The following is a 14,395-nucleotide window of genomic DNA, read 5'->3' as shown; positions in this document are numbered from 1 at the left end:
CCGGAACACGCGAGCGGGCCCGCGGAGGCCGTGCTCCGCGGGCCCGCCCGTGCGTGTTCGGGGCTCCGCAAGGGCCCGGGCCGGGTCAGACCGGATCAGGCCGGATCAGGCCTTCGCCTCGGCCAGCAGCTTCTGGATCCGCGAGACGCCCTCGACCAGGTCCTCGTCGCCCAGCGCGTAGGACAGCCTCAGGTAGCCCGGGGTGCCGAACGCCTCACCGGGGACGACCGCGACCTCGGCCTCCTCCAGGATCAGCTCGGCCAGCTCCACGCTCGACCGCGGACGCCGGCCGCGGATCTCCCGGCCCAGCACGCCCTTGACCGACGGGTAGGCGTAGAAGGCGCCCTCCGGCTCGGGGCAGGTGACGCCGTCGATCTCGTTCAGCATCCGCACGATCGTCCTGCGGCGGCGGTCGAACGCCTCACGCATGCGCGCCACGGCCTCCAGGTCACCGGAGACGGCGGCCAGCGCCGCGGCCTGGGCGACGTTGGAGACGTTGGAGGTGGCGTGCGACTGGAGGTTGGTGGCGGCCTTCACCACGTCCTTCGGGCCGATGATCCACCCCACCCGCCAGCCGGTCATGGCGTACGTCTTGGCCACGCCGTTGACGACCACGCACCGGTCGGCCAGCTCGGGCACGACCACCGGCAGCGAGGAGAACTCGGCGTCGCCGTAGACCAGGTGCTCGTAGATCTCGTCGGTGAGCACCCACAGACCGTGCTCGGCGGCCCAGCGGCCGATCTCCTCGACCTGGGCGCGGGAGTAGACGGCGCCGGTCGGGTTGGAGGGGGAGACGAACACCAGCACCTTGGTGCGCTCGGTGCGGGCCGCCTCCAGCTGCTCCACCGAGACCCGGTAGCCGGTGGTCTCGTCGGCGACCACGTCCACGGGGACGCCTCCGGCCAGCCGGATCGACTCGGGGTAGGTGGTCCAGTACGGCGCGGGGACGATGACCTCGTCGCCCGGGTCGAGGATGGCGGCGAATGCCTCGTAGATGGCCTGCTTGCCGCCGTTGGTGACCAGCACCTGGGACGCCTCGACCGAGTACCCGGAGTCGCGCAGCGTCTTCGCCGCGACGGCCTCCTTCAGCTCGGGGAGCCCGCCGGCCGGGGTGTAGCGATGGAAGCGCGGGTTCCGGCAGGCCTCCACGGCGGCTTCGACGATGTAGTCGGGGGTCGGGAAGTCGGGCTCGCCCGCGCCGAAGCCGATCACCGGCCGCCCGGCGGCCTTGAGGGCCTTGGCCTTGGCGTCGACGGCGAGCGTGGCGGACTCGGAGATCGAGCCGACGCGGGCCGAGACCCGGCGCTCGGTGGGTGACTGGTTGGAAGGGGTTGCAGCGGTCATGGGGGCATCGTCGCAGAAGGGGGGTCGCCGGGGCACGCGGGCCGGAGGGGGCCCGGAGGGGGAGCGGGCGGCGGAGGACGCCGGCGGACGGGCGGGAGGAACCGGAGGTTCGGGGGCGATACGGGTTACGTGTTCGACGGCGGCGCGGGAAGCACGTACACTCACCGTCGTTGGTCCCGGCCGATCACCGACGGGCCGCGCACTCCGCGGCACCGATCGGATGCGGTAGGTTGGGAACGGCAAAGGGTCGTAGCTCAATTGGTAGAGCACCGGTCTCCAAAACCGGCGGTTGGGGGTTCAAGTCCCTCCGGCCCTGCTTCACGCATCTGGACCAGGGATGCGTGCACGTGTACGTAACTGGACGCACCGCCGTACGGCCGGGCCGGACGCGGCACGGCACGCGGCCAGGACCCGGATCAGGTGAGGACGAGTGGCGGAGATCACGGACTCCATCGAGGTCCCCGAGCCCGGGCGGTCGCAGGACGACAACAAGCCCCGGCGCGGTGGCAAGCGCGCGAAGAAGGGCCCGCTGGGCCGTCTCGCCCTGTTCTACCGGCAGATCGTCGCCGAGCTGCGCAAGGTCGTCTGGCCCACCAAGAAGCAGCTCTCCACCTACACGACCGTGGTGATCATCTTCGTCCTCGTCGTCATCGGCCTGGTGACCGTGATTGACTGGGGGTTCACCGAGGTCGTCAAGTTCGTCTTCGGCTGATCCGCCCGCGGAGTGCCCCTCCGGGGCACTTTTCCGCATGTTCGACCCCTTGAAGCCAGGAAGAAGCAGCCACCGTGTCTGACCCGAACCTGAACGACGCCGTCGACCCCGTCGAGGGTGACGACACCGCGCCCGACGCCGTCGAGACGGCGGACGAGGCGGCGGACGGCGTCGACCAGGCCGAAGCTGCCGACGCCGCCGGGGAGGACGAGTCGGCCGAGGCTGCGGCCGCCCCCGCCGAGTCCGCCGACGAGGCCGAGACCGAGGCGGCACAGGAGGCGGAGGAGCCGGTCGACCCGGTCGCCGCCCTCCGCGAGGAACTGCGTCACCTCCCCGGCGAGTGGTACGTCATCCACACCTACGCGGGCTACGAGAAGCGCGTGAAGGCCAACCTGGAGCAGCGCGCCGTCTCGCTGAACGTCGAGGACTTCATCTACCAGGCCGAGGTCCCCGAGGAAGAGATCGTCCAGATCAAGAACGGCGAGCGCAAGAACGTCCGCCAGAACAAGCTCCCCGGCTATGTGCTGGTGCGCATGGACCTGACGAACGAGTCCTGGGGCGTCGTGCGCAACACCCCGGGCGTCACCGGCTTCGTGGGCAACGCCTACGACCCGTACCCGCTGACCCTGGACGAGGTCGTCAAGATGCTCGCCCCCGAGGCGGAGGAGCGCGCCGCCGCGGAGGCCGCCGCCGAGGCCGGTCTGCCGGCGCCGAGCCGCAAGGTCGAGGTCCAGGTGCTGGACTTCGAGGTCGGGGACTCGGTCACCGTCACCGACGGCCCGTTCGCGACCCTCCAGGCGACGATCAACGAGATCAACCCGGACTCGAAGAAGGTCAAGGGCCTCGTCGAGATCTTCGGCCGCGAGACCCCGGTCGAGCTGAGCTTCGACCAGATCCAGAAGAACTGACGCGGTTCTTCCGGTCACCGATTTCCGGCCAGGTCGGGCAGCCCTCCGGGGCCGCCCGGCCTGGCCGGTTTCCGACCGCACCGTGATACGGGCTATCGTGGTGCGGTATGCCTCCGTACGGGTGGATCAGCCCGCCGGAGGATTCGACACCTCTCACCAGGACCCGGAGAGAACATGCCTCCCAAGAAGAAGAAGGTCACGGGGCTGATCAAGCTCCAGATCCAGGCCGGCGCCGCGAACCCGGCCCCGCCGGTCGGCCCCGCGCTGGGTCAGCACGGCGTGAACATCATGGAGTTCTGCAAGGCCTACAACGCCGCGACCGAGTCGCAGCGCGGCTGGGTCATCCCGGTGGAGATCACGGTCTACGAGGACCGCTCCTTCACCTTCATCACCAAGACCCCGCCGGCCGCGAAGATGATCCTCAAGGCCGCGGGCGTGGAGAAGGGCTCCGGCGAGCCCCACACCAAGAAGGTCGCCAAGATCACGCGCGAGCAGGTGCGTGAGATCGCCACCACCAAGATGCCCGACCTCAACGCCAACGACCTGGACGCCGCCGAGAAGATCATCGCCGGCACCGCCCGGTCGATGGGCGTCACCGTCGAGGGCTGAGCGGCTCCGCTCGCGGTACCCGCCGGGCACGCCCGGTTCTGTCCCTCCCCCTCGGGGCGGGCGAGCCGGACAGGCGGCCGGGCACAGACAGATGGAAGTGGCAGGGTCAGGCGCTGGCCCCCTGGACCACGACTCCGTACACCAGAAAACTGGAGCAGAAGTGAAGCGCAGCAAGGCTCTCCGCAACGCGGACGCCAAGGTCGACCGGACGCGGCTCTACGCCCCGCTGGAGGCCGTCCGTCTCGCCAAGGAGACCTCCCCGACCAAGTTCGACGCGACCGTCGAGATCGCCATGCGCCTGGGTGTCGACCCGCGCAAGGCCGACCAGATGGTGCGCGGCACCGTGAACCTCCCGCACGGCACCGGTAAGACCGCCCGGGTCCTGGTCTTCGCGACCGGTGAGCGTGCCGCGGCCGCGGAGGCCGCCGGCGCCGACATCGTCGGCTCCGACGAACTGATCGACGAGGTCGCCAAGGGCCGTCTGGACTTCGACGCCGTCGTCGCCACCCCGGACCTGATGGGCAAGGTCGGCCGCCTCGGCCGTGTGCTCGGTCCGCGTGGTCTGATGCCGAACCCGAAGACCGGCACCGTCACCCCGGACGTCGCCAAGGCCGTCACCGAGATCAAGGGCGGCAAGATCGAGTTCCGCGTCGACAAGCACGCCAACCTCCACTTCATCATCGGCAAGGTCTCGTTCGACGAGAAGCAGCTGGTGGAGAACTACGCGGCGGCGCTGGAAGAGGTCCTGCGGCTGAAGCCGTCCGCGGCCAAGGGCCGGTACATCAAGAAGGCCGTCATCAGCACCACGATGGGTCCCGGCGTCCCCGTCGACCCCAACCGCACCCGGAACCTCCTCGCCGAGGAGGATGTCGCCGCCTGATCCGGCGCGCGTCCCCGAGGGCGGTCCAGTACGGCGGCCGGGCCCCGCTTCCGAGAGGGAGGCGGGGCCCGGCCCTTTCGCGCGGACGGTGCGGGGCTCCGGAGCCGGTGACGGGCGGTCTGCCGGACGCGGACCGGGATCCCGCCCGGCAGACGGCCCTGCTCCCGGCCCCGCCCGTCATCGAGCGGGTCGGCGAGGAGGCGGTGACTGCGTCACCCCGCTCTCCGTGAAGGCGCCTCCGGCGGGCGGCCCGGCCGGCCCGGCGGAGGTCTTCGAGGGCGTGGGCGGAGTTCCGGGAAGGGCGGCGGCGGAGTCCGGCCCCTCGGATTTGCCTGCCGTGACGGCGTTCGCGTACTCTTCCACAGAAGCCAAAGACCGCTGGTCGTTGCCGTGCTCCAGATCTTCCGCAGATCCGGGGCCGGTGGCCGAAGGATCCGCTTGGAGCGGGCGACCTGCGCAGGTGACAGTGGAGGACTCCCGGCGTGTGTGCCGGTCGAGTCACGCCCCGTGCGCCTGCGCCGGGGCGTTTCGTTTTGCGCAAAACCCCTTCCTCGTGCGCCCGACGTGGGCGGTCCGGCGTCATGACCCTGCCGAAAGGCACGGTCGAGGATCGCATCACCCGGAAAGGAGGGCCGAGGCTCATGGCGAGTCCCGACAAGGTCGCAGCTGTCGAGGAGATCAGGGAGAAGTTCCAGAACTCCAACGCCGCCGTTGTGACCGCGTACACCGGTCTCAGCGTCGCTCAGCTCAAGGACCTGCGCCGTTCTCTCGGTGAGAACGCTCAGTACCGTGTGGCGAAGAACACGCTTACCAAGATCGCGGCCAACGAGGCCGGGGTCACCGAGCTCGACGAGTTCTTCGTCGGCTCCACCGCCGTCGCCTTCGTGACCGGTGACCCGGTCGAGGCGGCGAAGAGTCTGCGTGACTTCGCCAAGGACAACCCCCAGCTCGTCATCAAGGGCGGTGTCCTCGAGGGCAAGGCGCTCAGCGCCGACGAGATCAAGAAGCTCGCGGACCTCGAGTCCCGTGAGGTGCTGCTCGCCAAGCTGGCCGGTGGCATGAAGGCGTCCATGGCCAAGGCCGCGGCGACCTTCCAGGCCCCGCTGTCGAAGTTCGTCCGCACCGCGGACGCCCTTCGCGCCAAGCAGGAGCAGGGCGGTGCCGGTACGCCGGCTCCCGCCGAGGCCGAGTAACCCGCCCCAGGCGCACTCGGTCGCAGCGGGCCCCTGTACGCCCGCCGACATGAACAACCCGGCACCAGCCGACTTAGTGGAAGGACCGCCATCATGGCGAAGCTCAGCCAGGAAGAGCTGCTCGAGCAGTTCAGCGAGATGACCCTCATCGAGCTCTCCGAGTTCGTGAAGGCCTTCGAGGAGAAGTTCGACGTCGAGGCCGCCGCCCCGGTCGCCGTCGCCGCCGCCGGTGGCGCCGGTGCCGCCGCCCCGGCCGAGGCCGCCGAGGAGAAGGACGAGTTCGACGTCATCCTCACCGGCGCCGGTGACAAGAAGATCCAGGTCATCAAGGTCGTGCGCGAGCTGACCTCCCTCGGCCTGAAGGAGGCCAAGGACCTGGTCGACGGCACCCCGAAGCCGGTCCTGGAGAAGGTCAACAAGGAGACCGCCGACAAGGCCGCCGAGTCCCTCAAGGGCGCCGGCGCCTCCGTCGAGGTCAAGTGAACCGAGTGACCCGGGTCACTTCGGGAGTCCGCTGACTCCCCTCCTTCCGAAGGCGATCACCCGTGCGGGTGGTCGCCTTCGGTCGTTTCCGCGATGGCCGTATCGCCTGGCGAGGGCCTGCGGGTATGGTGATCAACGCCGTCGGGCCGTACGCTCCCTGTGGTTCGGAAGAGGGTGGGGCCTTGACGAACCGCACGTAGCGCGCAATTCTCAGGACGCGTCGTCACACCGATCCACAATCCGAGGCATGGATCGCCGGCGAAGTGGGAAACCTTGCGGCAGGCGTTGAACAACTGGCGAGGGGCTCGCCCCTCCGGAGGGAGAGATTGGTACCGCGTGCCGGTCTCCGGATACCGCACTGGACATCAGTGGGCCTTGTGGCTACACTGACCCTTTGCGCTGCCTATTAACTGTCCCCTGCCCGTCACCAGGGGCACGGCGCGCGTAGTGAGTCCGAGCCCTCGGAAGGACCCCCTCTTGGCCGCCTCGCGCAACGCCTCGACCGCCCATTCGAACAACGGCGCCAGCACCGCCCCGCTGCGTATCTCCTTTGCGAAGATCAAGGAGCCCCTCGGGGTTCCGAACCTCCTTGCGCTGCAGACCGAGAGCTTCGACTGGCTGCTCGGCAACGACGCCTGGAAGGCTCGCGTCGAGGCGGCGCTGGAGCGCGGTGAGGATGTCCCCACCAAGTCCGGTCTGGAGGAGATCTTCGAGGAGATCTCCCCGATCGAGGACTTCTCCGGGTCGATGTCGCTCACCTTCCGCGATCACCGCTTCGAGCCGCCGAAGAACTCGATCGACGAGTGCAAGGAGCGCGACTTCACCTACGCCGCGCCCCTGTTCGTCACCGCCGAGTTCACCAACAACGAGACCGGCGAGATCAAGTCCCAGACGGTCTTCATGGGCGACTTCCCGCTCATGACCAACAAGGGCACCTTCGTCATCAACGGCACCGAGCGTGTCGTGGTCTCCCAGCTGGTGCGCTCGCCGGGCGTCTACTTCGACAGCAACATCGACAAGACGTCCGACAAGGACATCTTCTCCGCCAAGATCATCCCGTCTCGCGGCGCCTGGCTGGAGATGGAGATCGACAAGCGCGACATGGTCGGTGTCCGCATCGACCGCAAGCGCAAGCAGTCCGTCACCGTCCTCCTCAAGGCGCTCGGCTGGACCACCGAGCAGATCCTGGAGGAGTTCGGCCAGTACGAGTCCATGCGCGCCACCCTGGAGAAGGACCACACCCAGGGCCAGGACGACGCGCTGCTCGACATCTACCGCAAGCTGCGTCCGGGCGAGCCGCCGACGCGCGAGGCCGCGCAGACGCTGCTGGAGAACCTCTACTTCAACCCCAAGCGCTACGACCTGGCCAAGGTCGGCCGGTACAAGATCAACCGGAAGCTCGGCGGCGACCAGCCGCTGGACGCCGGCGTGCTGACCGTCGACGACGTCATCGCCACGATCAAGTACCTGGTCAAGCTGCACGCCGGCGAGACCGAGACGGTCGGTGAGAACGGCCGGACGATCGTCGTCGAGACCGACGACATCGACCACTTCGGCAACCGCCGCCTGCGCAACGTCGGCGAGCTCATCCAGAACCAGGTCCGCACCGGTCTGGCCCGTATGGAGCGCGTCGTCCGCGAGCGGATGACGACCCAGGACGTCGAGGCGATCACGCCGCAGACCCTGATCAACATCCGGCCGGTCGTCGCCTCCATCAAGGAGTTCTTCGGCACCAGCCAGCTGTCGCAGTTCATGGACCAGACGAACCCGCTGTCGGGCCTGACCCACAAGCGCCGTCTGTCCGCGCTGGGCCCCGGCGGTCTGTCCCGTGAGCGGGCGGGCTTCGAGGTCCGCGACGTGCACCCCTCGCACTACGGCCGCATGTGCCCGATCGAGACCCCCGAAGGCCCGAACATCGGCCTGATCGGCTCGCTGGCCTCCTACGGCCGGGTCAACGCGTTCGGCTTCGTGGAGACCCCCTACCGCCGCGTGGTCGACGGCGTGGTCACCGACGAGGTGAACTACCTGACCGCCGACGAGGAGGACCGCTACGTCATCGCCCAGGCCAACGCGCCGCTGACCGACGACATGCGGTTCGCCGAGGACCGCGTCCTGGTCCGCCGCCGCGGCGGCGAGGTCGACCTCATCCCCGGCGACGAGGTCGACTACATGGACGTCTCGCCGCGCCAGATGGTGTCGGTCGCGACCGCCATGATCCCGTTCCTGGAGCACGACGACGCCAACCGCGCGCTCATGGGCTCCAACATGATGCGCCAGGCCGTCCCGCTGATCCGGGCCGAGGCCCCGCTGGTCGGCACCGGCATGGAGTACCGCTGCGCGGTCGACGCCGGTGACGTGATCAAGGCCGAGAAGGACGGCGTGGTCCAGGAGGTCTCCGCCGACTACGTCACCGTGGCCAACGACGACGGCACGTACACCACGTACCGGGTCGCCAAGTTCTTCCGCTCCAACCAGGGCACCTCCTTCAACCAGAAGGTCGTCGTGGACGAGGGCGACCGCGTGGTGACCGGCCAGGTCCTCGCCGACGGCCCCTCGACCGAGCAGGGCGAGATGGCGCTCGGCAAGAACCTGCTCGTGGCGTTCATGCCGTGGGAGGGCCACAACTACGAGGACGCGATCATCCTGTCGCAGCGCCTCGTCCAGGACGACGTCCTCTCCTCGATCCACATCGAGGAGCACGAGGTCGACGCCCGCGACACCAAGCTGGGTCCCGAGGAGATCACCCGGGACATCCCGAACGTCTCCGAGGAGGTCCTGGCCGACCTCGACGAGCGCGGCATCATCCGCATCGGCGCCGAGGTCGAGGCGGGCGACATCCTGGTCGGCAAGGTCACCCCGAAGGGCGAGACCGAGCTGACCCCGGAGGAGCGGCTGCTGCGCGCGATCTTCGGCGAGAAGGCGCGCGAGGTCCGCGACACCTCGCTGAAGGTGCCGCACGGCGAGACCGGCAAGGTCATCGGCGTCCGCGTCTTCGACCGCGAGGAGGGCGACGAGCTGCCTCCGGGCGTCAACCAGCTCGTCCGCGTCTACGTGGCCCAGAAGCGCAAGATCACCGACGGTGACAAGCTCGCCGGCCGCCACGGCAACAAGGGCGTCATCTCCAAGATCCTGCCGATCGAGGACATGCCGTTCATGGAGGACGGCACCCCGGTCGACGTCATCCTCAACCCGCTGGGCGTCCCGTCCCGGATGAACCCGGGCCAGGTCCTGGAGATCCACCTGGGCTGGCTCGCCTCCCAGGGCTGGAAGGTCGAGGGGATCGAGGAGGAGTGGCAGAAGCGGCTCGCCTCGATCGGCGCCGACGACGTCGCCCCCGGCACCAACGTCGCCACCCCGGTGTTCGACGGCGCCCGCGAGGACGAGATCGCCGGTCTGTTCACGGCGACCCTGCCCAACCGCGACGGCGAGCGGATGGTCCTGCCCTCGGGTAAGGCCCGGCTCTACGACGGCCGCTCCGGCGAGCCGTTCCCGGACCCGATCTCGGTCGGCTACATGTACATCCTCAAGCTGCACCACCTGGTCGACGACAAGCTGCACGCCCGCTCGACCGGCCCGTACTCCATGATCACCCAGCAGCCGCTGGGCGGTAAGGCTCAGTTCGGTGGCCAGCGCTTCGGTGAGATGGAGGTGTGGGCGCTGGAGGCATACGGCGCCGCGTACGCCCTCCAGGAGCTGCTGACCATCAAGTCCGACGACGTCACCGGCCGCGTGAAGGTCTACGAGGCCATCGTCAAGGGCGAGAACATCCCCGAGCCCGGCATCCCCGAGTCCTTCAAGGTGCTCATCAAGGAGATGCAGTCCCTGTGCCTCAACGTGGAGGTGCTGTCCAGCGACGGCATGTCCATCGAGATGCGCGACACCGACGAGGACGTCTTCCGCGCCGCGGAAGAGCTCGGCATCGACCTGTCCCGGCGAGAGCCGAGCAGCGTCGAAGAGGTCTGACGGGCCGGCCGGGGCGCCGCACCTTCCCGCCCGAGGCGGAAGGGCGGCTCCCCGGCCTCCCCGGGACCCCCGTTCAGACCACCACAGAGCTCCTCGGTCCCACCGACGCGAGGGGCACAAACCCTGAGAGGGATTGACGAGAGTGCTCGACGTCAACTTCTTCGACGAGCTGCGAATCGGCCTGGCCACCGCTGACGACATCCGTCAGTGGTCCCACGGCGAGGTCAAGAAGCCGGAGACCATCAACTACCGCACCCTCAAGCCGGAAAAGGACGGGCTCTTCTGCGAGAAGATCTTCGGTCCGACCCGGGACTGGGAGTGCTACTGCGGCAAGTACAAGCGCGTCCGCTTCAAGGGCATCATCTGCGAGCGCTGCGGCGTCGAGGTGACCCGCGCCAAGGTGCGCCGTGAGCGGATGGGCCACATCGAGCTCGCCGCCCCCGTCACCCACATCTGGTACTTCAAGGGCGTGCCCTCCCGTCTGGGCTACCTGCTCGACCTCGCCCCGAAGGACCTGGAGAAGGTCATCTACTTCGCCGCCTACATGATCACGTGGGTGGACGAGGAGCGCCGCACGCGCGACCTGCCCTCCCTGGAGGCCCACGTCTCCGTGGAGCGCCAGCAGATCGAGCAGCGCCGCGACGCCGACCTGGAGGCCCGGGCCAAGAAGCAGGAGGCCGACCTCGCGGAGCTGGAGGCCGAGGGCGCCAAGGCCGACGTGCGCCGCAAGGTGCGCGAGGGCGCCGAGCGCGAGATGAAGCAGATCCGCGACCGCGCCCAGCGCGAGATCGACCGCCTGGACGAGGTCTGGAACCGCTTCAAGAACCTCAAGGTCCAGGACCTGGAGGGCGACGAGCTGCTCTACCGCGAGCTGCGCGACCGCTTCGGGACCTACTTCGACGGCTCGATGGGCGCCGCCGCGCTGCAGAAGCGGCTGGAGACCTTCGACCTGGAGGAGGAGGCGGAGAAGCTCCGCGAGATCATCCGGACCGGCAAGGGCCAGAAGAAGACCCGTGCGCTCAAGCGCCTCAAGGTCGTCTCCGCCTTCCTGCAGACCCGCAACAGCCCCAAGGGCATGGTGCTGGACTGCGTGCCGGTCATCCCGCCGGACCTGCGTCCGATGGTGCAGCTGGACGGTGGCCGCTTCGCGACCTCCGACCTGAACGACCTGTACCGCCGTGTCATCAACCGCAACAACCGTCTGAAGCGGCTTCTCGACCTCGGCGCGCCCGAGATCATCGTGAACAACGAGAAGCGCATGCTCCAGGAGGCCGTCGACGCGCTCTTCGACAACGGCCGCCGCGGCCGCCCGGTCACGGGCCCCGGCAACCGTCCGCTGAAGTCGCTGTCCGACATGCTCAAGGGCAAGCAGGGCCGCTTCCGCCAGAACCTGCTGGGCAAGCGCGTCGACTACTCGGCGCGTTCGGTGATCGTCGTCGGCCCGCAGCTCAAGCTGCACCAGTGCGGTCTGCCCAAGGCCATGGCGCTGGAGCTGTTCAAGCCGTTCGTGATGAAGCGCCTGGTGGACCTCAACCACGCGCAGAACATCAAGTCGGCCAAGCGCATGGTCGAGCGCGGCCGCACGGTCGTGTACGACGTGCTCGAAGAGGTCATCGCCGAGCACCCGGTGCTGCTCAACCGCGCGCCGACCCTGCACCGCCTGGGCATCCAGGCCTTCGAGCCGCAGCTGGTCGAGGGCAAGGCCATCCAGATCCACCCGCTGGTGTGCACCGCGTTCAACGCGGACTTCGACGGCGACCAGATGGCCGTGCACCTGCCGCTGTCCGCGGAGGCGCAGGCCGAGGCCCGCATCCTGATGCTGTCCTCGAACAACATCCTCAAGCCGGCCGACGGCCGCCCCGTCACCATGCCGACCCAGGACATGGTGCTGGGCCTGTTCTTCCTCACCACCGACGAGGTGGAGGGCGAGGTCAAGGGCGAGGGCCGGTCGTTCAACTCGGTCGCCGAGGCGATCATGGCGTTCGACGCCCGGGAGCTGTCGCTCCAGGCGAAGATCGACATCCGCTTCCCCGTCGGCTCGGTCCCGCCCCGCGGCTGGACCCCGCCGGTCGCGGAGGAGGGCGAGCCGGAGTGGCAGTCCGGCGACCCGTTCCGGCTGCGCACCACCCTGGGCCGCGCGCTCTTCAACGAGCTGCTGCCCGAGGACTACCCGTTCGTCGACTACACCGTGGGCAAGAAGCAGCTCTCCGCGATCGTCAACGACCTCGCCGAGCGCTACCCCAAGGTCGTCGTCGCCGCGGCGCTGGACAACCTGAAGTCGGCCGGTTTCCACTGGGCGACCCGTTCCGGCGTCACCATCGCGATCTCCGACGTCGTGGTCCCCGAGGCCAAGAAGGAGATCATCGCGAACTACGAGGCGCAGGACGAGAAGGTCCAGAAGCAGTACGAGCGCGGTCTGATCACCAAGGACGAGCGCTCCAACGAGCTCATCGGCATCTGGACCCGTGCGACCAACGAGGTCGCCGAGGCCATGGCGGAGAACTTCCCGAAGACCAACCCGATCTTCATGATGGTCGACTCGGGCGCCCGCGGAAACATGATGCAGATGCGCCAGATCGCCGGTATGCGCGGTCTGGTGTCCAACGCCAAGAACGAGACCATCCCGCGGCCGATCAAGGCGTCGTTCCGCGAGGGTCTGTCCGTGCTGGAGTACTTCATCTCCACGCACGGTGCCCGTAAGGGTCTGGCGGACACCGCGCTGCGCACCGCCGACTCCGGTTACCTGACCCGTCGTCTGGTGGACGTCTCGCAGGACGTGATCATCCGCGAGGAGGACTGCGGCACCGACCGCGGCCTGAAGCTCGTGATCGCCTCCAAGGGCGCGGACGGCGTGCTGCGCAAGGCGGACGACGTCGAGACCAGCGTGTACGCGCGCTGCCTCGCCGAGGACGTCACCGTCGACGGCAAGGTGCTGGCCCCGGCCGGCACCGACCTGGGCGACGTGCTCATCGACGAGCTGGTGCGGCACGGCGTGGAGACGGTCAAGACCCGCTCGGTCCTCACCTGCGAGTCCGCCGTCGGCACCTGCGCCATGTGCTACGGCCGCTCGCTGGCGACCGGCAAGCTGGTGGACATCGGCGAGGCCGTCGGCATCATCGCCGCCCAGTCCATCGGTGAGCCCGGCACCCAGCTGACGATGCGCACCTTCCACACCGGTGGTGTGGCCGGTGACGACATCACCCAGGGTCTGCCGCGTGTCGTCGAGCTCTTCGAGGCCCGCACCCCCAAGGGTGTCGCCCCGATCTCCGAGGCCGCCGGCCGCGTGCGGATCGAGGAGACCGAGAAGACCAAGAAGATCGTCGTCACCCCCGACGACGGTTCCGACGAGACCTCCTACGGCGTGTCCAAGCGCGCCCGCCTGCTGGTCTCCGAGGGCGACCACGTCGACGTCGGCCAGCCGCTGACGGTCGGCGCCACCAACCCGCACGACGTGCTGCGCATCCTCGGCCAGCGCGCGGTGCAGGTGCACCTGGTGGGCGAGGTCCAGAAGGTCTACAACTCGCAGGGTGTGTCGATCCACGACAAGCACATCGAGATCATCATCCGGCAGATGCTGCGCCGTGTGACGATCATCGAGTCCGGCGACGCCGAGCTGCTGCCCGGCGAGCTGGTCGAGCGCTCGAAGTTCGAGGGCGAGAACCGCCGCGTCGTGGCGGAGGGCGGCCAGCCGGCCTCCGGCCGTCCGCAGCTGATGGGCATCACCAAGGCCTCGCTGGCCACGGAGTCCTGGCTGTCGGCGGCGTCCTTCCAGGAGACGACCAGGGTCCTGACCGACGCGGCGATCAACGCCAAGTCGGACTCCCTGATCGGCCTCAAGGAGAACGTCATCATCGGTAAGCTCATCCCGGCCGGTACGGGCCTGTCCCGCTACCGCAACATCCGGGTCGAGCCGACCGAGGAGGCGAAGGCCGCGATGTACTCGGCCGTCGGCTACGACGACATCGACTACTCGCCCTTCGGCACCGGCTCCGGCCAGGCGGTCCCGCTGGAGGACTACGACTACGGCCCGTACAACGGCTGAGCGAGGCCGTGCGGTCCGTTGACACGGCCCGTTGACACGGGCTGTCGGACAAGCCCGCGGGGCGGTCCCTCCTCGGAGGGGCCGCCCCGCGGTGTTCTCCGCCGTTCCCGCCGTTCCCGCCGTTCCCGCCGTTCCGGTCGGTCCAGCCGGTGCGCGCGGTGTGTTCCGGGCGGCCTGGAACTCCCCAAGGGGCGCCGGCGTCATGGATGATGGGGGCAGCCCGAACGTGGGGAGGTGGAGCCGGTGTCGTACCAGCCATGG

9 protein-coding genes and 1 tRNA gene are annotated in these 14,395 nt (G+C 68.9%); 9 read left to right on the top strand and 1 reads right to left on the bottom strand.

Annotated elements, in window-relative coordinates:
* Nucleotides 1-105 precede the first annotated feature (105 nt).
* On the bottom strand, nt 106-1,344 hold the full coding sequence (locus QPK52_RS10465; RefSeq protein WP_410537163.1) for a pyridoxal phosphate-dependent aminotransferase: 1,239 nt from the start codon (nt 1,342-1,344) through the stop codon (nt 106-108).
* Between the two features lie 243 nt (nt 1,345-1,587).
* Between QPK52_RS10465 and QPK52_RS10460 the strand changes: the two genes are divergently transcribed.
* The 9 genes from QPK52_RS10460 (at nt 1,588) to QPK52_RS10420 (ending at nt 14,134) form a co-directional block, all read left to right on the top strand.
* Nucleotides 1,588-1,660, top strand: a tRNA-Trp gene (locus QPK52_RS10460).
* 114 nt (nt 1,661-1,774) lie between these two features.
* Nucleotides 1,775-2,056 (top strand): preprotein translocase subunit SecE, encoded by a 282-nt coding sequence (secE, locus tag QPK52_RS10455; RefSeq protein ID WP_410537161.1) that lies wholly within the window; start codon nt 1,775-1,777, stop codon nt 2,054-2,056.
* 74 nt (nt 2,057-2,130) lie between these two features.
* Nucleotides 2,131-2,964, top strand: coding sequence for a transcription termination/antitermination protein NusG (gene nusG / locus QPK52_RS10450; RefSeq protein WP_093660550.1), 834 nt, complete (start codon nt 2,131-2,133; stop codon nt 2,962-2,964).
* Between the two features lie 174 nt (nt 2,965-3,138).
* On the top strand, nt 3,139-3,573 hold the full coding sequence (gene rplK / locus QPK52_RS10445; protein ID WP_093660552.1) for a 50S ribosomal protein L11: 435 nt from the start codon (nt 3,139-3,141) through the stop codon (nt 3,571-3,573).
* Nucleotides 3,574-3,733: 160 nt separating this feature from the next.
* Complete coding sequence (gene rplA, locus QPK52_RS10440; protein ID WP_093660554.1) at nt 3,734-4,453, top strand: 50S ribosomal protein L1; 720 nt, start codon at nt 3,734-3,736, stop codon at nt 4,451-4,453.
* Nucleotides 4,454-5,094: 641 nt separating this feature from the next.
* Complete coding sequence (gene rplJ / locus QPK52_RS10435; protein WP_093660556.1) at nt 5,095-5,646, top strand: 50S ribosomal protein L10; 552 nt, start codon at nt 5,095-5,097, stop codon at nt 5,644-5,646.
* Nucleotides 5,647-5,739: 93 nt separating this feature from the next.
* Nucleotides 5,740-6,129 (top strand): 50S ribosomal protein L7/L12, encoded by a 390-nt coding sequence (gene rplL / locus QPK52_RS10430; RefSeq protein WP_410537159.1) that lies wholly within the window; start codon nt 5,740-5,742, stop codon nt 6,127-6,129.
* A 477-nt stretch (nt 6,130-6,606) separates the two neighbouring features.
* Entirely contained in the window at nt 6,607-10,092 is a 3,486-nt protein-coding gene (gene rpoB, locus QPK52_RS10425; protein WP_410537157.1) for a DNA-directed RNA polymerase subunit beta, read from the top strand.
* 142 nt (nt 10,093-10,234) lie between these two features.
* A complete protein-coding gene (locus QPK52_RS10420; protein WP_410540276.1) occupies nt 10,235-14,134 on the top strand; it encodes a DNA-directed RNA polymerase subunit beta' in 3,900 nt (1,299 codons plus the stop codon).
* Nucleotides 14,135-14,395: the final 261 nt, after the last annotated feature.

Origin of the sequence: Streptomyces sp. KL2 (assembly GCF_046529545.1) — a bacterium.
Lineage (GTDB): Bacteria > Actinomycetota > Actinomycetes > Streptomycetales > Streptomycetaceae > Streptomyces > Streptomyces radiopugnans.
Note: the sequence above shows the minus strand (reverse complement) of the source record. Positions and strands in the feature narration are given on the sequence as shown.